General features: G+C 38.5%; 22 protein-coding genes. 4 read left to right on the forward strand and 18 right to left on the reverse strand.

Annotation, left to right across the window (positions count from 1 at the left end; genetic code table 11):
- Positions 1 to 49 precede the first annotated feature (49 nt).
- The 10 genes from ACYSNQ_RS00455 to ACYSNQ_RS00500 all read right to left on the reverse strand — a co-directional run bounded on the left by ACYSNQ_RS00455 (position 50) and on the right by ACYSNQ_RS00500 (position 11,463).
- Positions 50 to 886: a substrate-binding domain-containing protein gene (locus tag ACYSNQ_RS00455; protein ID WP_426080798.1), complete on the reverse strand. Its 837-nt coding sequence runs from the start codon at positions 884 to 886 to the stop codon at positions 50 to 52.
- A complete protein-coding gene (locus ACYSNQ_RS00460; RefSeq protein ID WP_426080799.1) occupies positions 883 to 1,839 on the reverse strand; it encodes a prenyltransferase in 957 nt (318 codons plus the stop codon). Before ACYSNQ_RS00460 ends, ACYSNQ_RS00455 begins: the two co-directional genes overlap by 4 nt.
- Positions 1,836 to 2,657, reverse strand: coding sequence for a carbohydrate ABC transporter permease (locus ACYSNQ_RS00465; protein WP_426080800.1), 822 nt, complete (start codon positions 2,655 to 2,657; stop codon positions 1,836 to 1,838). Before ACYSNQ_RS00465 ends, ACYSNQ_RS00460 begins: the two co-directional genes overlap by 4 nt.
- Positions 2,654 to 3,526 (reverse strand): carbohydrate ABC transporter permease, encoded by an 873-nt coding sequence (locus ACYSNQ_RS00470; protein ID WP_426080801.1) that lies wholly within the window; start codon positions 3,524 to 3,526, stop codon positions 2,654 to 2,656. The genes ACYSNQ_RS00465 and ACYSNQ_RS00470 overlap by 4 nt, the downstream gene beginning before the upstream one ends.
- Entirely contained in the window at positions 3,519 to 4,805 is a 1,287-nt protein-coding gene (locus ACYSNQ_RS00475) for an ABC transporter substrate-binding protein (RefSeq protein ID WP_426080802.1), read from the reverse strand. The genes ACYSNQ_RS00470 and ACYSNQ_RS00475 overlap by 8 nt, the downstream gene beginning before the upstream one ends.
- A 15-nt stretch (positions 4,806 to 4,820) precedes the next feature.
- A complete protein-coding gene (locus ACYSNQ_RS00480; RefSeq protein WP_426080803.1) occupies positions 4,821 to 5,891 on the reverse strand; it encodes an ABC transporter ATP-binding protein in 1,071 nt (356 codons plus the stop codon).
- Positions 5,892 to 6,085: 194 nt separating this feature from the next.
- Positions 6,086 to 6,667: a bactofilin family protein gene (locus ACYSNQ_RS00485; RefSeq protein WP_426080804.1), complete on the reverse strand. Its 582-nt coding sequence runs from the start codon at positions 6,665 to 6,667 to the stop codon at positions 6,086 to 6,088.
- A 362-nt stretch (positions 6,668 to 7,029) separates the two neighbouring features.
- Entirely contained in the window at positions 7,030 to 8,088 is a 1,059-nt protein-coding gene (locus ACYSNQ_RS00490; protein ID WP_426080805.1) for a bifunctional transcriptional activator/DNA repair enzyme AdaA, read from the reverse strand.
- Positions 8,089 to 8,377: 289 nt separating this feature from the next.
- Complete coding sequence (locus ACYSNQ_RS00495; RefSeq protein WP_426080806.1) at positions 8,378 to 8,707, reverse strand: hypothetical protein; 330 nt, start codon at positions 8,705 to 8,707, stop codon at positions 8,378 to 8,380.
- Positions 8,708 to 8,721: 14 nt separating this feature from the next.
- A complete protein-coding gene (locus tag ACYSNQ_RS00500; RefSeq protein WP_426080807.1) occupies positions 8,722 to 11,463 on the reverse strand; it encodes a GBS Bsp-like repeat-containing protein in 2,742 nt (913 codons plus the stop codon).
- A gap of 604 nt (positions 11,464 to 12,067) precedes the next feature.
- On the opposite strand from ACYSNQ_RS00500, the gene ACYSNQ_RS00505 reads away from it, so the two are divergent.
- Positions 12,068 to 12,991 (forward strand): ABC transporter ATP-binding protein, encoded by a 924-nt coding sequence (locus ACYSNQ_RS00505; RefSeq protein WP_426080808.1) that lies wholly within the window; start codon positions 12,068 to 12,070, stop codon positions 12,989 to 12,991.
- Between the two features lies 1 nt (position 12,992).
- Positions 12,993 to 13,757 (forward strand): ABC transporter permease, encoded by a 765-nt coding sequence (locus ACYSNQ_RS00510; protein WP_426080809.1) that lies wholly within the window; start codon positions 12,993 to 12,995, stop codon positions 13,755 to 13,757.
- Positions 13,758 to 13,838: 81 nt separating this feature from the next.
- Here ACYSNQ_RS00510 and ACYSNQ_RS00515 read toward each other — a convergent pair whose 3' ends face one another.
- The 8 genes from ACYSNQ_RS00515 to ACYSNQ_RS00550 all read right to left on the reverse strand — a co-directional run bounded on the left by ACYSNQ_RS00515 (position 13,839) and on the right by ACYSNQ_RS00550 (position 20,921).
- Complete coding sequence (locus ACYSNQ_RS00515; protein WP_426080810.1) at positions 13,839 to 14,729, reverse strand: sensor histidine kinase; 891 nt, start codon at positions 14,727 to 14,729, stop codon at positions 13,839 to 13,841.
- A gap of 1 nt (position 14,730) precedes the next feature.
- Positions 14,731 to 15,414, reverse strand: a complete 684-nt coding sequence (locus tag ACYSNQ_RS00520; protein ID WP_426080811.1) for a response regulator transcription factor — start codon at positions 15,412 to 15,414, stop codon at positions 14,731 to 14,733.
- Between the two features lie 159 nt (positions 15,415 to 15,573).
- Positions 15,574 to 16,140 (reverse strand): hypothetical protein, encoded by a 567-nt coding sequence (locus ACYSNQ_RS00525; RefSeq protein WP_426080812.1) that lies wholly within the window; start codon positions 16,138 to 16,140, stop codon positions 15,574 to 15,576.
- 154 nt (positions 16,141 to 16,294) lie between these two features.
- On the reverse strand, positions 16,295 to 17,095 hold the full coding sequence (locus tag ACYSNQ_RS00530) for a hypothetical protein (RefSeq protein WP_426080813.1): 801 nt from the start codon (positions 17,093 to 17,095) through the stop codon (positions 16,295 to 16,297).
- 234 nt (positions 17,096 to 17,329) lie between these two features.
- The gene (locus ACYSNQ_RS00535) at positions 17,330 to 18,103 is read right to left on the reverse strand and encodes a DUF1295 domain-containing protein (RefSeq protein WP_426080814.1); all 774 of its coding nucleotides are present in this window, start codon (positions 18,101 to 18,103) and stop codon (positions 17,330 to 17,332) included.
- Positions 18,100 to 19,890, reverse strand: coding sequence for a DAK2 domain-containing protein (locus tag ACYSNQ_RS00540; RefSeq protein WP_426080815.1), 1,791 nt, complete (start codon positions 19,888 to 19,890; stop codon positions 18,100 to 18,102). The genes ACYSNQ_RS00535 and ACYSNQ_RS00540 overlap by 4 nt, the downstream gene beginning before the upstream one ends.
- Positions 19,887 to 20,300: a DUF2177 family protein gene (locus tag ACYSNQ_RS00545; RefSeq protein ID WP_426080816.1), complete on the reverse strand. Its 414-nt coding sequence runs from the start codon at positions 20,298 to 20,300 to the stop codon at positions 19,887 to 19,889. The genes ACYSNQ_RS00540 and ACYSNQ_RS00545 overlap by 4 nt, the downstream gene beginning before the upstream one ends.
- Before the next feature lie 213 nt (positions 20,301 to 20,513).
- Positions 20,514 to 20,921 carry a VOC family protein gene (locus tag ACYSNQ_RS00550; protein WP_426080817.1) on the reverse strand — a complete coding sequence of 136 codons (408 nt, stop codon included), beginning with the start codon at positions 20,919 to 20,921 and terminating at the stop codon, positions 20,514 to 20,516.
- A 1,190-nt stretch (positions 20,922 to 22,111) separates the two neighbouring features.
- Between ACYSNQ_RS00550 and ACYSNQ_RS00555 the strand changes: the two genes are divergently transcribed.
- The gene (locus ACYSNQ_RS00555) at positions 22,112 to 22,384 is read left to right on the forward strand and encodes a hypothetical protein (RefSeq protein WP_426080818.1); all 273 of its coding nucleotides are present in this window, start codon (positions 22,112 to 22,114) and stop codon (positions 22,382 to 22,384) included.
- Positions 22,385 to 22,571: 187 nt separating this feature from the next.
- Positions 22,572 to 23,162: a TFIIB-type zinc finger domain-containing protein gene (locus ACYSNQ_RS00560; protein ID WP_426080819.1), complete on the forward strand. Its 591-nt coding sequence runs from the start codon at positions 22,572 to 22,574 to the stop codon at positions 23,160 to 23,162.
- Positions 23,163 to 23,191: the final 29 nt, after the last annotated feature.

A 23,191-nucleotide genomic window follows, 5' to 3' on the forward strand; every position in this document is an offset into this window, starting at 1 on the left:
TTAGAAAAAAGGAGACAAGACAGAAATCTGTTTTTGTCTCCTTTTCTTTTCACTCAGTATAAATCTGTGCAATGTAGTCCTGACCTTTCAATGATTCAGCTAGCTGACCGTCCTCTGCCAGCCAATTAGCCAACAGTTCAAAATCTCGGACAGAATAATTTTTCTGCGGTTCAAACATGAAATGAACCATCTCTTCTGCTGCCTCTTGGCTATAGTCGGCAACTTCTAGACACTGCCCAATTTTTTCATCTGGTGAAAGCTGATTAAAATCAGCAGCTGCTGCCTCCAATGCTAAATGAAAATTTTTTACCAGCAGCGGATTTTTTTGATAAAACGCCTTGTCAAAACACCACATAACCATTGTTTTATCACTGGCAGCAGAATCCCAAAAAACAGCAGTTGGCAAAAGCTTTCTGATTTGTGTAATGAAAGGCTCAATAGCAACCAGCGCATCAATCTCTTTATTCTCCAATGCGTTTATCCGTTCATAAGTATTATCAATCCAAACGATTTCAGGATCTTCAAGCATCTCTTTTAAGTCATAGTCCATAAAAAATGGAAACAGCCCTTTTCTGGCGGCCCCAACACGCAGTCCCCTTTTTTTCAAAGCTTCAGGATAGCCAATCAATTGAATAGTGCGTGTTAAAGTAGAAGTAACCACTGCTTCTTTCCCTTGCTTTAAATAGTCAAAGAAAAAAGTCAAATCTCCCATCACTCCATCAACTTCATTGTCTACAAAGCTCTTGTTTGAATGAAACTGAAAGCTTTCTGCTAATTCCAAATCCACTACTGTCTGATACCTATCAAAATATCCTAGCCTATCTGCTAGAATAATCGGTAATACCAGCGGATTGGTTTTATTTTGATACAAACGAATTTTTGTCATATGTTTCCGCCTCCCAATAGCTGAATCAAAAAGATAAGGCTCATCCAGCCGTGAAAATGATAGATTAACAGCAATGGACGAGGACCGTATTCTCTCCCCATTTCCGGATAAACCTCCTGAATATGATAATAGTCTTTATACCAGTTCACATATCCCTGCCGATAAAAAATCAGCCAGCCAACCAGGTACTGCCACCACGGAATCGCGCCAATAAACAAAAGAGCTGTCCAGGCAGCGACCATGATTCCTGCTTCAGGAATCAACAATAGAATTGCCCGGCGAAAACCAATGACATGAGGAAGTGTCCGACGAACACCCATATCCTTTTTATAATCCCCAATATTATTTGTGGACATCAGAAAAATAGTAAAAATCATAGAAATCAAGCTATACCACAAAATTGACCAGCTATTTCCCCCAGCTTGAATATATGCGGACAGATAACAGCTTAAACCTCCAACGAAAAAGCCGGAAACCAGCTCTGTTACAGGAAACAACAAATATGGCTTGGGTCCCAATGAATAGGTAAACGCCGCAAGGACAGAGAGCACGCCCCAGACAAACAGACCCACACTTTTAGTCAGCCAGACCAGCAAAAGTCCACTACCCCCGCCTAATCCCAGCATCAGTAATAAAACTAACACTGCATCAATAAATTTGGCATCACCTCTAACCAAGCCCTCGCTGCCTGCATGCCCCGTAAAGGTTTCTTCATTTTCTTCATTGGCTATGTAGGCACGGATTTCATTCGCTGTATTTGCGATGATATTAAAACAAAAACCAGCAATCGTAAATAAAACCAGCTCAACAATCTTTAGCTCACCTGACAGGCAAGCCCCAAACAAACCGCCGCTAAGTACCGGCAGCCCAGTTGCAAAGCCCGTGCGAATTTCCATCACTGTATAGCTTCGTTTGGCAAAGCCCCATAAATAAATGACTGCCTCTTTTATCATCCCTTTACACCTCCGGCCAAACCATTATAAATATACTTTTGCAGCACCAGATAGAAAAGCAGCATGGGCAGAACACTAATCACTAGAAGGGCACAAATCACCTGCCAGTTTGTTTGATTCGGTCCAATAAACCGATACAGGGCAGTGGCTACTGTTCCATGTTTTTCTCCCGGTAAATAGAGAAAAGGCAAATAGAAGTCGTTGTAGATACTAATCATCTTTAGCATGCTGACTGTGGCTGTAGCTGGAGACAATAGTGGAAAAAGTACTTTCCAATAAACCTGAAAATAGCTGGCTCCCTCTAAAAGCGCTGCTTTATCCAATTCTCTTGGTATCTTCTCATACATTTGTAGATAAATAAAAATCATTACAACATCTGCTCCCAGATAAATAATCACTGGAGCAATCAACCGGTCGTACCAGCCCAAAGCAACAATAATCCGAAAAGTAGAGATTTGCGACACCACCATGGGAACCATTGATAATAAGAAATAGCCTCCGATAAGCAGCTTTTTAAAAGGAAAATCAAAACGGTTTAAGATATAGGCAGTCATCGACCCAATCAGCACACTACCGACTACTCCACAGAATACCAGAATAAAAGTATTCACAAACCCCGTCAAAATCTTTCCCTGCTGGAACGCCTGCTGATAGTTGGCAAGGTTTAAACTCTCGGGAAGAGCAAGACCTGAGCTGGCATTAAACTCTTCATAGCTTTTAAATGAGCCAAAAAGAACCGTCAACAATGGGTACAGACAGATAAACAGCCAGGCAAGCAAAAAGAAGTATTTGAAAATAGTTCCTGTCAACTGCTTCATGTCGTTTCCTCCTGTTGGAATTTCTGTTGAACTAGACTCAACGCAATGATAAGCAGCGTCATTAACACCGCCATGGCTGAGCCTAGACCAACCAGTTTTTGATCAAAGGCTGTTTTCATCGTCTGTAGTAAAAATGTCATTGTGCCATTTGAACCATTTGTCATCACCAGTGGAATTTCAAAGGCAGAAACAGCTCCAATAGTCAACAAAACAAAGTTAAGCTTCAAAACTGTTCGAATATTCGGGAGAATAATCCAGCGCAGCTGCTGCCAAAATGAAGCACCTTCCAGCTCTGCGGCTCGATAATAGACCTCCGGTATACTCTGGACCGCAGCAAAATAAAGTAAGAAACTAGTTCCCAAGTGCCGCCATAATGAGATAAATGCCAACGTGAGATTTACAATTCTTGGATCACCTAGCCAGTAACGAATCGTACCGTTCAGATGTAGAAAATTCAGCAACTGATCAAATGAGCCGTCTGGCTCAAAAAAAAGACGAAAAATCATGGATACTGCAACACCGCTGATTAGAATTGGAAAAACAAAAAATGCTTTAAACACCGTTTTTCCTCTTGTTTTCGTCGAAAGAAGCACTGCCAGCAACAGCGCTAAAACAATCTGCAGCAGGCCTGAGCCTAAATAATAAAGATTATTTTTAAATGCTGCGAAGTATATTGGGTTTTTAAAAATCGTGAGGTAATTTGTAAAGCCTATAAAATTCTTTTCACTAGAAAGACCATCCCAATCAGTAAAGCTGTTATAAATCAGCATGAAAACAGGCAAAAGACCAAAAATAATCATCAGACAAACAGGTAAAAGGAGAAAGAGAAAAATAATTCTCTTCTCCTCCTTGGTCAGTCTTTTATTCATGGTTTTTAGCTGCTGCTTCCCATTTTTCTTCTAAGGTCTTTACGTACTCTTCGTAGCTTTCATTCTGATCAGGATATAGCCCAATATTTACTACTTTTTGCAAGGCATCTGTCAGCCGGGCAATACCGGCTTCATTAGCAATCGCTGTATAGGTTGTCTCTACTTTTGCAGAAGCTGCAGGCGCTGTTAAAATGACATTATTTTCATCAACCAATTGCTTTTCTTCCTCATTCAACGCTGCTTTGACTGGTGTCATACCGCCCATGTCTTCAGCAAACCCGCTCTCAGGTGAAATGAAAAATTCCATAAATGCTTTTGCTGCGGCTTTGTTTTCTGAATTTTTATTGATTCCTACTACAGAAGGCGCGCCCAATGCCAGGCTGGTTTTGCCCTCTAATAACACAGGAAACGGCATAATCTTGATAGTGTCTTCTGTTTTAGTCAGTGCTTGAATTGGAGCTACATCTTGAGAACCACTCATCAGCATCGCGATTTTCCCATCAGCCAGCTGCTGTTGTGCTTGTTGACCTTCCAAAGTAATCGGATCTGACTCGATGAGACCTTTAGATGCTAAATCATAAATTAAATCCATCACTTCACGAATTGGCTGTCCCTCTGCAAACGCGGTTCCTTCTTCTAGTACCGCTGCTTTAAATTCTTCCCCTCCATAAGAAGATAACGCCCCCGCCCAAACAGCTAAACGCTGATAATTTGTATAGAAAGGAACTGCTCCTGTTTTTTCTTTAATCGTTTCAGCAGCTTCTACTAACTCTTCTGTTGATGTCGGCAGTTCTTTAATACCTGCCTTATCAAAAACCTCTTGATTATAAACCAGTCCTAATGAGTTTAGCACTGTAGGTAAACCATAAGCCGTATCTTCAAAATCGGCTTCTGTAACATCAATGTAGTCTTTTTCCATTTCTTCTACTTTACCAAGCGGCTCAAAATATTTTTCATATTCTTCCGGCGTTCCTGCCATTGAAAAAGGAATAAACACAACATCACCGTAATCTTTCGTATTCATCCGAGTCATAATATACTGGTCGTAATCAGTTCCTGATGATTCCCATTTAATGTCTGTTACTTCCGGATATTTTTTCTTAAAGGCTGCTTCCATTTTTTCGTACAGCTCGTCTGCATCTGTCCGGTTTGTCACCACTGTGATTTCGCCGCTGATTTTTCCATTATCCTGTGTTTCTTTCTTTGTACTACCTGATCCGCAAGCTGCAAGTAACAAGCTTAATCCCACCACATTGACTGCTGCAACAATTTTTTTCATGTTTTTTCCTCCATACTATAATACATTTAATTTTTGATTATCTTCATTGCTAAAAATAAGTATTTTGCTTTGATTTATTAAAAAGTAAATCTCCTGACCAACTGTAACCTCTGCGTCTGGTGCCGTTCTGATTATCAAGGGAACCTCTCCCCATAGAATAGATACCAGCAAATCACTGCCTAAATAACGAATAGACTGAACAGAGCCCTTTAAGCTGTCTTTTTCAGCGGCTACAATTGCCAAATCCTCGCTTCGAATGGCGGCGGTCACCTTTTGAGCTGGTACATAATCAAAGCCCTGCCCGATAATCTGCTGCCCTACTCGTAAGGAACCGTCTGCCAGAAGCTCTCCGGCTAAACAATTGATTTCCGGCCGGCCAATAAAACGCGCCACAAATAAATTGTCAGGCCGCTCGTAAATCTCTTTTGGCGTACCGATTTGCTGAATCGCTCCATCCTTAACTACCACAATTCGGTCGGCCAAAGACATCGCTTCATCCTGGGCATGGGTGACAAAAATCGTTGTGGCTTCAAGCTGATCATGAACCTGACGAATCAAGGCACCTGTTTGCTCCCGCAGCTTCGCATCAAGATTTGATAATGGTTCGTCTAATAAGAATAATTTGGGTTCCCGCACAATAGCTCTGGCTAATGCTACACGCTGCCGCTGACCTCCAGAAAGATGCTTCGGTTTCTCTTGAAGCAATTCCTTCAGCTCCAGCTTTTCAGCTGCCCATTTTACCTTTTCTTCTATATATTGTTTTCCCTCTTTACGAATTTTCATTCCAAAAGAGATATTTTCCTTCACTGTCATATGAGGGAATAACGCATACTCTTGAAAAACCAAAGAAATATTCCGGTTCTTTGGCGGACGATTCGTCACATCTTCCCCCTCTAAAATGAAGCTGCCTGCTGTTGCATCCTCAAATCCAGTCAGAACATTTAGTAATGTCGATTTTCCACTACCGCTTGGACCGACAATCGCCAAAAACTCGCCACGCTCCATAGAAAGCTGAAACTCTTTCAGCGCCCATTGCTCCTTTTTCGGATACCGCTTTGATAAACCGTGAAATTCTATATATCCCACAGGATAAACTCCTTTCTCAACCTCTCGTGAAAATCATAACAAAGCCCTTATTAGATTACTATGATAGACAATTAAAGTCAAAAATCATTGGAAAAATTTCATCTATTTTACAATATAAAAGAAGCTTAGAGTGCTATCTATCAAAAGCACTCTAAGCTTCTTTTTTTCTATTCAGCAAAACAGCTAAGCTGGTCTTATTCGCTAACTGTAACATCACCTGTTACAGACGCACCATCTTCATCAAGCGTCGCTGAATCTTGAAATTCTTGTTTTTCAAATGTAACATTTCCTTCAACCTTGGCACCGTTCAATACAAAGCCATTTGCTTTAACAACGATATCACCTTTTACAGTTCCGTGAACAATGTTAAAGTTTTCAGATTCAACTGTCAATGTAGGCACTGTAATTGTATATTCTGCAGTGACATTACGGTCTGCATCTTGAGAATACAACGCTAGCTTTCTGTAAATATCGCCGCTGTCTTCTCCTTTATCATGGAACTCTCCTGAAACAGTTACATCTTTTGTGAAGTCAACATCTTTCGTTGCCGCAACAATCCAGTTGCCGTCTTTAGATAATGCTTCCTCAAGAACTGCAGGATCATCACTGACTGAAGCTGTTGAAACTACATCTGTTTCGCTGCTGCCAGCTGTACTCATCTCCATTGTAGATGATGAAGCTGAGCTGTCTTTTTTATCGTTGTCAGCGCCACAGGCTCCTAAAGCAATTGTTGCTGCTCCTACTAAACCAAGTAATGCTAATTTTTTTGAAATCATATATTCTCTCCCTTTCTTTAATCGAAAGAAGTATATCACGGAAGGAAAAAAAAGAAAAAGATTATGATTGTGTTCCACACCATACATTAAGTCTTCATTTAGAAATTCTCAAATCAGAACGACCTGCTTCTATTTCAGCTCTTATTCGTGATTTTAACGAAGCAAAGAATGAATACCTATCTAACTCCATTTATAGTAGACATTTCCAACCTATCATTGCTTAGCTGTTGCTTTATCATCATATAAAGGGATGACATTATGCGTTTTCATTCCTGAAATTCGGATAACTCTTCTTCCAGAAGCGGCTCTTTCGGAAATAAGGATTGCACTTTTGTCACACTTCCTTTAACCACCTTCACCAGCTAAAGCATCTGTTCATAATTTTTCTCGTGGTTCAGCAGCCACTTTTTCCGTTCTAATCCACCAGCATAACCGCCTAAGCCTCCGCTAGTTTGAATCACTCGATGGCAAGGAATCAGAATTGCCAGCTGATTACAGCCGTTAGCAGTTCCTACTGCTCGTACGGCCTTGGGTTTATCTAAGCGGTCTGCCAGCTTTTGATAGCTGGTTGTTTCTCCTCGCTCAATCAGTAGCAGCAGCTGCCAGACACTCTTTTGAAATTCTGAACCAATCAGTTTATAGGGTGTTTGGAAGCTTTTTAGCTTTTTGTCAAAATACTGCTGTAGCTCCTCTGCTATTTGCTTGGAAATTTGAGTCTTTCCGGGAATAATTTGCGCATTCAGCCGATTTCTTAAGCGCTCAATTTCTCTTTCCAAGCCTCTCCGGTCAACAAATTCCAGTAAATAAAGATAGTCATCGTCCGCAAGGCTCAGCATTGGTCCTAAAGTAGTATCAATCCAATCAGCATAAAGAACAATGATTTCTTTAGACTGATTAGGCTTACGCCCCATGATTTTTGTGAACGCATCGTGAAAACCACTTGCTGAGTCATAACCGGCATCCAGCTGTGTATCTATGATTTTTTCGCCTTTTTTAATTGTTTTCATTGCAATCCCCATCCTTCTTGCCCGGGCAAACTGAACAAACGTCATCCCATAAACTTTTTTAAACTGTCTTCGAGCAGTAGCAGAATGAATACCAAGGGCAGTAAAGTCTCTATCCATCCAACGCTTTTCCGGCTGCTCTTCTACTAAATCAACCATTTTTTGAACGATTTCTGGAATTGTCCTAGGATAAGACAATGGATGACATCTTTTACAAGGACGAAAGCCCGATAGCAATGCTTCTTCAGCTGTCTCATAAAATTGACAATGCTCATATTTAGGCTTTCTGGCTGGACAGGTCGCATGACAGAAAACGCCAGTTGTATTAATTCCTGCAAAAAAGATACCGTCGTATTCCGTTTTACGTTCCAGTAAAGCCTGATAGTATTCTCTTTTTATTTTCTCGTTTTTTATCATTACAGCTCGTCCTCTCTATGCATATCTGTCTTCTAATTAAATGTTCTACTCATCATTGCTTCTCTGAGAATACTCCTTTTAGAAAGATTTTGCATTCGAAAAATGAACACGTAATTTTTTTACCTTAAGCAAAAACGGTAGGTTTTCAGAAATTTCTTCTTGATTAATAGTGAAAATCGCTCTGGGATATAAATGAATTCCCAAACTTTTGTCACAACCTCAACTCATTACTCTTACCATTATAAACTAAAAGAGCAAATCCCTAGTTATAAGGAATTTGCTCATCTTTTTACTTGTTTACTTCTTCTCTCACATACTCAGCAAAATCAATATTTTTTTCAGCAGCTTCTTTTTCATACTGTTCAAGCATAGAATCTGTTATCTGACTAGAATTAACACCTGCTTCATAAAGCTTACGTCTGAGTTGTGAAACCGTATTTGACGGTTCTTCTTTTCTAATGTCATCTATATCTGAGCTATCAATTGTGGAGCTATCTATAATAACTTCATTACTTTTCGTTTCTTGACTTTTGTCAGTATTCGTCTCTGTATTTTTAGTACAACCAGAAATGGTGATTAGCACGAAAATAGAAACAACTACTATTAATTTACTATTCATACATACCTCTTTCATCATTTAATAACAAAGTATGGTCGACCTGCCGACCAGTCAATCGAATCATTAGAAGGCGTATTCCATAAATGGCTTGTTGATACAGCCCCATTATAAAACTGTTTGCCATATGGATCATAAACGGTTGTTTTACCATTAGAATACCCTTGTGTAACAATCGCATGCCCAATCCCAACATTTACAAACATGACTACTGGGTAACCTTTAGCTAAATAATCATTTAGTTCTGACAAACTATTAACCGTTAAGACTGTTCTACCATAAGAATTCATCCCTTTTACAAAATCAATTCCAGAAGCACCAAAGTACTTTTGATTGAACCCGCCGTAACTATAAATTCTATTGGCTGTGTCTATAGGAGAAACATTGACTCCAAAGTGACCTCTTAAAATCATTGCCATACTCGTAGGCACACAACCAGCTGCTCCTAAATTAGCGATTCCGTAATTAAGATTACTCCAACGCCCATCCAATTGAGAGTAGTAATATGGAGGTTTGGACAGACGAATAGCAACTTCATCTTGTTCTAAATTATAGCTTGTTGAGCCTACACCTTTATCACGACCATTTTCCGTTGCATAAATGTGTGTATGGAAAAGCCCGCCATGTTTAAAATCAGCTGAGTTCACAACGACTGACCATGATCCATCAGAATGACGAGTACCATTTAACCATTTAATATCGTCTTGGCCGTTCGTATTGCTCCACGTTGGAAACTTCACATTGGAAATATTCCCACCACTAAGATTATAAATTCTCACTCTCATTTTCGTTTTACTCAATGAGGTTTTGGTTATCACATTTGATGGTAATTCTAAACTGTAACTTATTTTACCAACACCTTTATCACGACCGTTTTCCGTTATATAGACATGTGTATTGAACACTCCACCATTTCTAAAATCAGATGAATCCACAACAACTGACCACGACCCATCGGAATTACGGGTTCCATTCAACCATTTGATGTCGTCTTGACCGTTTGTGTTGCTCCACGTTGGGAACTTCACATTGGAAACATTTCCTCCATTTGGGTTTGCGATAGTCACCCTTACTCTTGTTTTGCTCAATGAAGTTGTTGTTATCACATTCGCTGGCGGTGCCTCTAAACTATAACTTGTTTTACCAACACCTTTATCGTGCCCATTTTCTGTTATATAAACATGTGTGTTGAACAGTCCGCTATGCCTGAACTCAGCTGAGTCTACAATAACTGACCACGATCCATCGGAATTACGGGTTCCGTTCAACCATTTAATATCGTCTTGACCATTCGTATTGCTCCACGTTGGGAACTTCACATTGGAAACATTCTTACTTTCCAAATTAGCGATAGTAACTTTCATTTTTGTTTTACTTACTGAAGTTGTGGTTATCACATTCGCTGGCGGTGCCTCTAAACTATAACTTGTTTTACCAACACCTTTATCGCGCCCATTTTCCGTTATATAAACATGCGTGTTGAACAGTCCGCTATGTCTGAACTCAGCTGAGTCTACAATAACTGACCACGATCCATCGGAATTACGGGTTCCGTTCAACCATTTAATATCGTCTTGACCATTCGTATTGCTCCACGTTGGGAACTTTACATTGGAAACATTCTTACTTTCCAAATTAGCGATAGTAACTTTCATTTTTGTTTTACTTACTGAAGTTGTGGTTATCACATTCGCTGGCGGTGCCTCTAAACTATAACTTGTTTTACCAACACCTTTATCACGGCCATTTTCTGTTACATAGATATGCGTTTGGAAAAGTCCACTATCTTTAAAATCAGCTGAATCTACAATAACTGACCACGATCCATCGGGATTACGCGTCCCATTCAACCATTTAATATCGTCTTGACCATTTGTGTTGCTCCATGTGGGAAACTTTACATTTGAAACATTGGTCCCTTCTAGATTAGCAATAGTAATTTTTATTTTTGACTCACTTACTGAAGTTGTTGTTACTACATTAACCGAAGCAGCAGCACTTTCATATTTATCAACTTTTTCACTACTTTCACTAGTTGCTTCAACGGTGGTAGAAGTAGTTGTTTCTTCACTTACTTGACTATCAGCGGGAGGAAATTCCAGCTTCCATCGTTGTTCCGCCCCTTCACTTGTTACTTGTAATTTATTTGAATCCGCTATTTTCAAGAACAGATTATTTTTTGATTGTATGAGATACGCTCCGTTTTCTTCACTAACTAAACGCCACTTTTGAGTATCTGTACCTTGTGCTACTGTATAGTAAAGAGATTTTGCTGCAGCATCATCGGTATCTAATACTGTTAAACAATTGTTTGTTATACTATTTTGGATTGTATACCATCCATCTTCTGTTAAATGTAAAATGACATTTTGATTAACCGTAGACTCTTTTGTATCAATGTAAGCATCGCCGCTTTCGGCTTCAGCTAATTGCACATTTGATTCAGATTCTGGAGTAACCTTTACTTCCCTATCAATAAAAGCTGACAAATCTGCAACTACATACATTTTTTGTGCATCATTTGAACTTTCTATTGATTCCATTGTTGAATTAGTATAATCGTCTTCTATACTATCTTTTGTTTCATGACCTTGATCTTCTATGGGATTTGATTGCTGCAACTCACTATTTGATGATTCAGTAGCTAACGTCTCCTCAGTTGTATTTTTTTCAACCGCATAGGTTAAGATTGGGCTCCCTGTATACATAACTGTCATTAATATTAAATTACAACAAATTAATTTATTCCATTTTTTCATTTCTTTTTAACTCCCATCCCTGTATTTTTGAGCATGTCTATCAAACCTTTTTACACTTATATTTTACACGGATATCTTTGTTGTGCCAACCAGATAATTTATCACCTTTACTCATACCGTAATTTTACCTAGTCTGGTTAACAAGAATGTCTTATTGTATCTCATTCATTTTATATCTTCTTATATTTCACCACTACTAGAGCTCTGAATGCCTCTGTTTTATTCCCACCATTTTTTCGATATGAACAGATAAGAACAGCTATTTTTTAATATAACCTTCAACTCTTATATGACTTATTATCAATAATCAAGAATCTGGGACAGAACTAAATTCCCAGACTTTTCGTACGCTTAAATCCGAATAAACGGTGAGATAGAAACAACTTCTTTGGCAATAAGCCGGAATTTAGCAAAAATTTGTGGCGCAATTTCCGTAAATCCCGGCTTATTGCTTGAAGCTAACCGTTTCTGTCTCAATCTCTTTTTTACCAGCAGATATTTTTTTTGAGATTTTTTCTATTTAAGAGTTATTTAATAGTTGCTTAAGAGACCATTTAAGAAAGAATTGCTATAGTAAAGATGTTGAAAGAAGGAGTGAACAATAATGAATGAAACAGTACTTTCATTAAAAAAAGTATCTAAAAATTTTGGAAAAGAACAAGCATTAAAAAATGTTTCCTTAGATGTCAAGAAAGGTGATATTTACGGACTGATTGGACGTAACGGTTCAGGTAAAACAACTATTATGAAGCTGATTACGGATCTATCAAAAGAATCCGGCGGAGAAATTGTTCTGCTGGGACGGGATAAAAAGCGTTCGGATTATAGCCAGGCGCTCCAGCATATCGGTGCTGTTATTGAGGCTCCGGTTGCATTTACAAAGCTGTCGGCTTACGAAAATATGAAAATCATTTGCATTCAAAAAGGCATTCATGATTATTCAGTTATTAATGAGACGTTGAAATTCGTTAACCTGGCAGCAACCGGCAAGAAAAAGTTCAAGAATTTCTCTTTAGGAATGAAACAGCGACTGGGGATTGCGATGGCACTTGTCAATAATCCTGACTTCCTCATTCTAGATGAACCAATCAACGGGTTAGATCCCATCGCTATTATCGAATTTCGTGAATTACTGGAAAAAATTAATCAGGAAAGAAATACAACAATTCTAATTTCCAGTCATATTCTTACCGAGCTTTATCATGTGTCTACTCGTTTTGGCTTCATACACCAGGGAGAAGTCATTCAAGAGATTTCTAAAGCAGCATTTGACGATTTATGTACAGAGGACATTATTATCCATACAAGTGATGTTCATGGCGCTTCTGTTTTGCTGAAAGAAAAGGTTACCGAGGAGTTCACCGTAATCAATGATTTGGAGCTGCGGATTCATGACGGCGAGCTTTCAACCGAAAAAATCAATACGCTGCTAGTCACTAATGGAATTGGTGTTTCCTTTATCGGCAAAAAAGAAAACAGTCTGGAAAATTACTATACAAATCTTGTTAAAGAGTTAGGAGAGGTTTAAAATGATTCGATTAATAAAAGCTGATTTTTACCGTCTATTTCGTGCAAAAGGGTTTTATATCACGTTTCTTCTGATTATCGTCTATGCAGCATTGATTGTTATCAGTCAAACAGTTGGAAGCGTAGGAGTAAATACAACAGATTTAGTAGATTCTAAAAGTATTGTCTGGAATTTGACATTAGCTGTTCAATATACTGCCTTTTCCAGTCCATTTCTGGTTTACTTTTTAATTGGTCTGTTCGTTATCTTGCTTGGCTACGAGTTTTCACAGCATACGTATAAAAATAGCTTGACTTCTGGGGTCAGTCGACTTTGCTTTATGCTTTCAAAATATGTCATTCAGCTGACTTGTTTCATCGTTGCCTCCATTTTTTATTTTTGCGGATCCGCTGTGATTGCCTTTTTTAAGTATGGTGCTGAAGGCATTGATATGGGTGGATTCTTCTGGGATACCTTCAAGCTGGCAATCGGTGTGAGTCTAGTCATCAGCGTGATTTTCAGCCTAGCTTCCTTGATTTTAGTACTTAGCGGCAGTACCGTCATTGCTTCGGTTTTTATTGTTATTTACCCAGTCGCTATTCAAATATTCGCAATGCTTATTGACTTTGATGGATTAAAATATTTTGACTTTTTCGGATTGGTTCAGCAAATCGGTGTTGGCGCCATTTCTGGGAAAGAACTAGTTCCCTATATCATTGTTAGTCTTCTCCTTATTCTTTTGTCTATATTCGGAAGCTCCCTAACTATTCGACAAAAAGAATTATAAAAAATACTGAATGAAATTTGTCAGCTTTGAATGTAAAAAGACTTTCTTTTAAAAGAGCAAAAAACCAATCAGCCGCCTAGTTCAGGCTTCTGATTGGTTTTTTAATTGGATAACTACTTCAAATTCCTTCTCTGTATCTATTTGTACTTCTCCATCAATCAAAGCGACCAGCTCTTTAACAATATGCAAACCTAAGCCAGTACTTTTATTGGTTCGTGAAGGATCCTCCGTTAAAAAACGCTGAAAAAGCAGCGCTGGTTCTTCAATAGCCTCCAGCAAACCATTTTTGAATTCAAAAACAATTGCTTCTTCTGTTTTATGTAACGTAATTTCAGCAAATGACGTTCCATGCTTCAGCATATTTCCCAAAATATTTTGAAAAATTCTTTGCAGAACTGTTTGATCTGTAATTAGCCAGACCTCTTCCTGAATATCAATAGTTAGCGACAGTGCACTGAGTTGAAACTCCTCATAGTAGGTAAACAAATTTTCTCTAAGTAATTCAGAAAGATTTAGCTGTTCCAGATTAAGTGCCAATCCTTTTTCCTGAATCAAATTATATTCCATCAAATAGCCGAGATAGTGTGAGATTGATTGAAGACTATTATCTATTTTGTGCAACATCTCCTTCTGCTCATTCAGACCAGGGTCTTTCAATAAAATCTGGGTATAACCAGAAGAAACAGTTAATGGTGTTTTTAAATCATGAGTCAAATTGGACAACAGCTGATGAAGCTGCTTCTCTTTTTGCCTCTGCTCCCGATAATACCGTTTATTCTTACGAATCAACTGATTATTACTATCCAAAAGCTGTCGGATCAGCTGATTTTTCGATGTGGAAACTAATTCCGCATTGGTATCTTCATCATGAATATAATCAAACTGGCAAATGATTTTTCTTAAATCAAGAATTAAAAAAACAAGGTACATGCTAACTACTACCAGTAAAAATACACTGAGTATCACCCACATCTCAGTTGTCCTCCTTTGCTAATCGAATGCCCATTCCCCAGATTGTTTCGATATACTCTGTTTTCGGATCAGCTTCCTTCAATTTTTTCCTTAACGTACTGAGATGAACATTTACCGTATTTTCACCGCCAATATAAGAATCTCCCCAAATACGCTCATAGAGATTGGCTTTGGAATAGATTTTATTTGGGTAGCGCAGCAGCAAATCCAACAGCTGATACTCTTTGTTCGATACCTCCAGTTTCACTCCTCCAAGCCGTACCTCATAATTTTCTGGATCTAAAGAAAGCTTTTTAAACGTCATTAGTTCGTAATCTTTCTGTTCAACTACTGAATTGCGCAGCTGCACCTCAATACGTGCCTCCAGCTCTTCGATATCAAAAGGCTTCGTGATATAATCGGCAGCACCATTTTTCAACAGCTCCACTGTCTTTTTCTTATCATTAACAGCTGTCATAATAATTACTGGTACACTGTTTTGCTTGGTAATCATCTGTAAAACACTTTCACCTGTTACTCCGGGCAGCATTAAGTCCAGCAGAACCAGATCAAAACGCTGATCAGAAATTAGAAGAACTGCTTCCGTCCCTGTATGAACCAGTGTCAAATTATATTTATCTTGAAATAAATGAGTCAACAGCTGACAAATATTTTCATCATCTTCTACAATTAGTATCTTTTTCATTGCATCCCTTTCCATTCTTCTTGTCAATCTTTCTTTATTCAGACTAGCATTGCTGAAAAAAATGTCAAGAAACTTTCTAGTCTAGCTGGCTTGAGAAGAAAAGACACAGTTCAGTTTTTCTTCCTGCAGCTGTGTCCTTTAGCATTTTTAAGTTCTGATTTAATAAACGATTCCTTCTTCAAAGGGCATTGGCAGATAGCAGGTTATTTCTTCAACCACAGGGGCTTCTGCTCCTGGTTCAAACTGAATATACACTTCGTACTTTTGAAATTTCAGAGAGCCGTCTTCTTCCGGCTCAAGCATTTTATACCCTTGCTTTCCCATAGCGACTTCCAAATTTTCCATTGAATCGCCTACTCTGAGTCCAAATAAATGATAACTGGGCGAGCTTATAACAATCTGGGTTAAACGTGTCGTCTTTTCTTCTTTAGGATAACTAAAATAGTAACCCTTAACCTGCTGATCTTCTGTAAATGCCATTTCCGGCTGGTCAATGCCGTATTGTCCAGCTTCCTCTTCGCTAACAGTCGATGTAGAAAAAAAATCCAAGCCCAAATCGCTGGCTGCCTTCACTCGCTCAACTTCCTCTATCGTCAGCTGTTCAATTTTTGCCTGCTCTTTTTGCTCCTGTTCCTTTTGATAGTTATCAATGATAATCTTCCCAACAATAACCAACAATACTGCTGCAACCAACAAACGAAATAATGAAACGCCTTTTCCTCTCATTTTTTTCCTCCCCCTACTTCTTCTTTTTACTTTTTATGAATAAATAAATGGTTTACTTTTCCAGCCTTAAACAAAAAGCTTTGAGAGCAACCTTAAACTTTGGCTTCAAAATCGATTAAATCACCCGACCGAATGTCAACTCACCTACTCATTTTTATTCTAAGTCAGCTTTTTCAGGCGATTGTAAAAGAATCACCGCATTTTCTGCCTGCATCGCTTCATTGACAATCTTTTCCAGCTCAGTTTCTACCACTGCTCGGCTCGTTTTCCCTTCAACAGGGACATAGGTTCCTATCAAAACGACCTCATAAGAGAAATAGTCCATATACTCCTGATAATCAAAGGTCTTCATTGATTTTCCATTATAGAAATCTGCTTCTTCACCAACAGTTCGCTTATCGCTATGGGCATTTTTTCTAAAATTTGGTGTAACTGCTGTCTCTATATAGCACTGTTTGCCAATTTCCTGATGATTCCCGGATGAATTCCATACCACGGTTAGGTTTCTTTCACGAAGATACTCTTCTATCTTGGTGAAATCATTTCCGATTGTCTTATCATACAAATACTCATCCCATATATAATTTTTATACTGTTCATAAATATGCTCTCTCAAGGTGCCAATATCTCTGCTTTCATAACAATCAACATGTAGGGAATGTTTCCTGCCATAGGCCTCGTAATCCAAAGAAAACATCGGCGTACTGGAAATATCTGTTTCCCAAACGTAATTTTCTAACCCATCATAAAAGCCATAGCTCTTTTCAAAGTAGTCAAAATAAGCAGCAATCATCTCTTTTTTCCTGTTTATCCGCCCACTATAGTACCAATAATAAGCACCGCCAATCACTGTAAAGAGCAGCAGTAAAAAAGCAATTACAGCTTTCCATCTGCCTAATTTATATAGAAGAACACTACAAAGCCCCAAAAAGCATAGTGGAATAAACATACTCATTCACTCCTCCCTCTTATTTCTCATCTGCCTTTTTACTCACTACCATCAATACATAACAGACTTTATTTATTCATTTTACAATATGCCTGTTCCTCTCGTCTTCTCAGTTTTTTCGGTCAACTCCGAGAAAAAAGAAAAAGTACCTAAGGCCGTACAGCGGCTTAAGTACTTTCTGAAAGATTCAGTTAACAGTATCAAAAAAATGGCCTCTTCACCAACTAAGATGATTCATTCCTACAGCCCTTTTCGACCAATAATTGGGAAAAACTTTGCTGTCTTTTTTGCATATGCTTGAAACTCTGGTCGTTCTTTATATTTATTTTCCAGTAAAGGCACCCCGGAGACAAATAAAAGTAGTGATGTAATCAATATCGGACTGATAATCAGCCAAAGATCCGTCACGCCAGTTACTGCCAATAGAAAAATTCCCCACCAACAGGTCGCCTCACCAAAATAATTAGGATGCCTAGTCAGGGACCAAAGACCTTCAGTTAGCAGCTTTCCTTTATTCTTAGGATTCTTTTTAAATGTATCCAGCTGATAATCAGCGGCTGCTTCAAAAAAGAAGCCTATCATCCACACGATGAGCCCTAAAATCTGCCACCAATGGAGGCTTTGGTCAGACTCAGAAAAGCTTCTCATAATCGGCAGTGCGATAAGAAACAACAATACTCCTTGTAAAAAGAAAACATTGAGGAAAGCTTTTAGATTAACTAACGTTGTTCCCCACCGTTTCCTCATAGCTACATAACGGTAATCTTCTGGACTATTCCAATTTCTTTTCGCCAGATGCAGAAATAACCTTAGCCCCCAGATTGTTACACATAATAAAATAATTCCAGTTTGAATGTGCAAATCGCCGCTATATAAGAAGCTCGCCCAAGCTACTACAACAAAGCCCAGACCCCAGGCAATATCCACTAGAGAATACTTTCCTTTTAATTTGGAAATGATAAACCAGAGAATAAAATAAGCGAATAATGCTAGTGAAACAAACCAATAAATCATTCGATAGCCCCCTTTCTGATTCCTGCAACCGCAACACTTCCGATGCCGGCACTTACGGTAATAGCTGTTGAGCTTTCAACGATGAAATCAAGCATTTGCTGTCCATTCTTTCCCAGTTTTCGCGCCATTTCTTCCGCTTCCGGCAGATTGTCCGCATGAGCAATAGCCAATCCGGAAAGCTGGTCTTTTTTAATCAGCCGGTTTACTTTTTTTAAAATCTTTTTCTCGCTCTGTTTTTGACTCCAGGAAATTCCACTTAGCTTCCCATTCCCAGCAGCGTTTAAACTAACGATTGGCAAAAGACGCAGCCTTTTCGCCAGCTTACCTAGACTCTGAGGAATTCTGCCGGAACGAAGCATCGGTGTGATATCGGACACAGCCACATAGATGAAGCACCGGCGCTGAATTTCTTCAATAATTGCCGTAAGTTCTGCCAGCGTGCTGTCCGGTTTTCTTTTCAGCTGTTCAATAATTGCTTTTACAAGTAAGCCTTGTCCAGCAGAATTAAGCTTTGAATCGATCACTTGGATTTTCTTAGCTGAGAGCTTTTTAGCTGTGGCCCGCTGCTTAATTAGCTGATAGGTTCCGCTTAATTGGCTCGACACCGTTACGACTAAAATAGCCTCATACTTATTCTCTAAAAATGATAATAAAGCATCAACACTTCGTATAGCAGGCTGTGCTGTTGAAAGCTTCTGGACAGCGCCTGCCTTTCTAATTACAGCATTGTCAATAGTCAGCTTATCTAAATAGTCTGTTTCCCCTACTAAAATATTCATTGGTAAAACATGGACTTGTTCCTCCAGCAAAAATGCTTTTGGAAGATCAGCGATAGAGTCTGTAACAACTGCTATCGGGTATTTCCGCTGTTTTGTGACTTCAAACTGCAGCTGCATATCATCAACTTTTTGCTGAACAAGCTCACTCTGCCCAGCTATCTTATTCAGAATAGCTTGAGGCTGGTTGGTATGTATATGAACTTTCAACAGCTGTTGATTTCCTGCTAAAATTAGAGAGTCCCCCAAATCCGCAAGTTTTTCTTTCAACAGCTCTTTTTCAATCTGAACATTTTTCAGCAGCAGCTCGGTACAATAACGATATTTAGGCTGCTCGGTAATTATTTCCGCCGGTGCTATTTTTACTGATTCGCTCTCACGCTTTATTGAAATACGTTCCTGCTGTGTTGAAAATGCCTCTGTAAAGCCATTAATAAAAATATAAAAACCCTTGGCTCCAGAATCCACCAGCTTATTTTTTTGCAGTACATCTAATTGAAATTCTGTTTGCCTCAATGCTTCCAATGCATTTTTACGGGCTGTTTCAAGAGCAGCTCCTAAAGATGCTTTTTGATGAAAGGCTTGGTGAACAGACGCTGCCCAAACCCGCATCACTGTTAAAATCGTTCCCTCTTTCGGTTCAATCAGCGCTTGATAGGCCTCTGTAACTGCCTGATTTAACGAGTAAACAAAGTCATGAGTATTTTTTTCTGTCTGGCTGAAAACAGCCGCAACTCCATTTAAATATTGGGCAAAAATAATTCCTGAATTTCCCCTTGCCCCCAATAATGCTGCCTCTGCAACATTTGTCAGCACGTTTTCTACCGAAGAACTATCTGAAACTGAGCTATCTAAAATAGTCTGCATTAACGAAGCTAAATTGCTGCCTGTATCCCCATCTGCTACAGGAAAGACATTGATTTTGTTGAGCTCGTCCTTATTTGCAATCAAATCTGCTGCACCGCCGAAAAAGCTTTGTAAAATACGTGATCCTTCCAGCTCATTTGTCATAATCCTTTACCTCCAAAGAAAACTAGGTTCAGCCAATAAACAATTCCAGCTGTTGCTGCAGTAACAAATGTACCCCAAGCAAGGTCAATGACTGTCATCATCACCGGCCAGCCATTTAAGGTCGCGAGGTTTGTCAAATCATACGTTGCATAGCAAATCAAACCTAATAATGCTCCGCTGCCTAGTACATACCATACGCTGTTTTTTTCAATGCCGGGGACTACCACGAAAAATAAAACGCCGACAATATAAAGCAAATAAAAAAGAATTGCCGGAATTAGCTGCGTTTGCCCCATAAGATGACCAATGAACTGCTGATAAAGTTTTTTAGAAGCGATAAGCAGCCAAAAAAGATCAAAAACTAAAAAGACTCCTGCGCTTAATAAATACAAACGAATAAGTGCCGCCATGTTCAAGCCTCCTTCTTTTTACTAAATGAGTAGCTAAAGTTTAACATGTCAGAAAGCTGCTGAATAATAAACTGCTTACAACTCTACGCTAACAAGCCCAGTCTTTGATTTTAACTAAAATAAAAAAGACCAAGCTTCAAAATGAGCATTGATCTCTTATTTTCATCATTAAATAGCATGATTAAAATTCTTAAATTGGCTTAGCCGAACCTGTTAAACACTCGCAGAATCATTCAATTCAAATAGATTACCCTCCGGATCTCTAAAATAAGTACAGGTCATTTCCCATTCGTCAATCCGCTGTGGCTCACTCAAAAACTCCACGCCGGCTTCCTTCATCCGTTGATAATCAGCTTCTAAATCCTCTGATGGAATCACTCCTACAATACTGTCAGGTTGGCTATTACTGACAGGCTGAGAATACCCTTCAAACATAGACATGTTTTCTCCGCTAAAAATAGCAAAACATGGTGCAGCTTCTTTGCTCACTGCAAATGAAGTATACGGACCATTTCTATCGCCCCAGACTGCTGTTAAACCCATTTTTTCTACATAAAAATCAAAACAGGCTCCATAGTCCTTTCGCACCAATACACGAAGTGTTACTTCATTAAACTTCATCTCTTTCCCTCCTATTTCATGTACATTCTAAACAAAAAGTCAATAAATACAACTAAATTATTTTCTTCAATTATACCATGAACGATGCGGTTTATTTTTAAGATGGCAAAGATTTATGAAATTCTTTTGCAATTTCAAATTAGTAACTATATCTCGTAGTACTTACAATCTTTTTCTTCTAAAATTGTAATGTAATAATTATGATCAGTTTTATAATCTATTTTCTTATTTTTAGAAGAAAACAGATTTTGATTATAGCTTTCGACAAATAATTCGTATACTTCCTAATTAAGTTTAAAAAATTTTTTTGTTATTTTCTCTTATATAAAGAGTGTTTTTTCTAGTGTTATTTAACGTTTTGTTCGTATTGTCAGAGCAAAAGCTTTCAGCTATACTATGGACACAGGATAGAAATCAATGACATTTAAATAAAAAAAATTGGCACTTCCTTATTCAGCGCCAACTGAATCCGTGAAGTCTTGTACCGACAGCGTGAACTGCCCTTACAAGTCGCCAATAGTCTGAATCTAACTTTAATTTCTTTAGCATGCATCAAACTTCTTAATCCCTAATAGGAACATTCCACTTTTCTTTTTGCTAAAGAGTTTACAGCTTATTTACAGACTATTGCAGACGATAATGGGAGCCTCCTGTTATCGTCTTTTTCTATCCTGTATAACTAAAGCTCCCCAGAAGGAATTGGATTCTGTTAATAAAAAAAGCCACACTCATTTATTCAGACAATGAGCCGACATTCCTTCAGAAAAACTATCTTCATTTTTACTTACTGCGTATCTTTCTGCGGTCACAACTTTTGCTGCGCAATCGCTGTGTATCTTTTTGCGGTTACAACTTTTGCTACGCAAACCTTGTACTGCTCTACATCAACTCTGCTACGCAATCACTGTATATCTTTCTGCGGTTACAACTTTTGCTGTGCAAACCTTGTACTGCTCTACATCAGCTCTGCTACGCAATCGCTGTGTATCGCAGTAAAATAGGGCTCTTCGTCGTTCGGCGCCAACCGAGCGACAAAGCCCTGTGTAAACAGCGTGAACTGTCTATACAAGTTGCCCTATGCTGGTACAATGCACCAGCTTCTTCATTGTACCTAATTTTCGTAAAAAATTCTACACAATGATAGATTTTTTTATCAATTACAATTTACTACTATAAAGGAGGAAACGACTATGAATAAGTCGAAACTTTGTACAAAAGCGATTCCCTATCATGACATTCTGACTATGCAGGATTTAATTGAGCATCTTTCTTCCTGGCAAGAACCGTTAAAATTACTGGACACTTTTTTCTCGGATCAGCAGATTGCTGTAAATAAAAAGAAAATCATTCGGGAATATCATGCCCATGCTCACGTATTTCATGTCTTCATCGAAGATTTTAGCCAGCTTTTAAAGGATAAAGAACAGCTGCTACATCAAATGAAACAGGCAGATAAATTATAAACTTCTTTTTTATTCTTTTCTTATGCTTTTGAACTACTGTTTAAAACTATTTTTATTTAATGATGCTTTAACGAACCTACATATTTCAATCTATTTTTTAAATGTTCACTTTTGATTATTTACGTAGTTGATTCATGCTATAGTTCCAGAGTATAATCAATACAGTAATAAAAAAGTGAGGAAATAAATGAAAAAAATAAGTTGTGAAGCTTGCGGAAGCAATGAACTAACAAAACAAGGTGATTACTTCATCTGTGATTATTGCCATACATCACACTATATTGGTAACGAAAATGGCAGCAATACGAATGAATCGCAGAAAGAGAACAATGCTCAGCCTGAACAAACTGTTGAGGTTCAATCAGCCAAGAAAGAACACGCTCCTATGCAACAGCCTTATGCAACTAATCAAAGAAATGAAGCTCCTAAAGGACCTCTGTTAAAAAAAATACTTGGTTTCTTTTTGATTTTTGCCGGATTTAGCTGTTTCACTACATTTGGAGAACACCTTAGCACTGGGGATTTCTATTTGTTCTTTGCAATGCTCTTTACTGCAGTTGCACTTCTAAATGGCGGATTTACCTTAGCTTTCAATAAAGAAGTATTTCTAACAAAAAAATTCTCGGTCGGACAGCTGTTTCTCGCATTACTAGGTGTGGTAGTAATGCTGGCAATTATTTTTGGCCTAGGAAAGCTACCTCTTTTTATTCTTAGCTTTTTAGTTCTTTTAGCACTCGGATTTTTTGTAGTCAGCACTATCCGGAAGGCTAAGAAATAAACACAAATAAAATAGGTGCTCCAGTTTTA

The sequence above is a fragment of the Enterococcus sp. LJL51 genome (genome assembly GCF_054871795.1).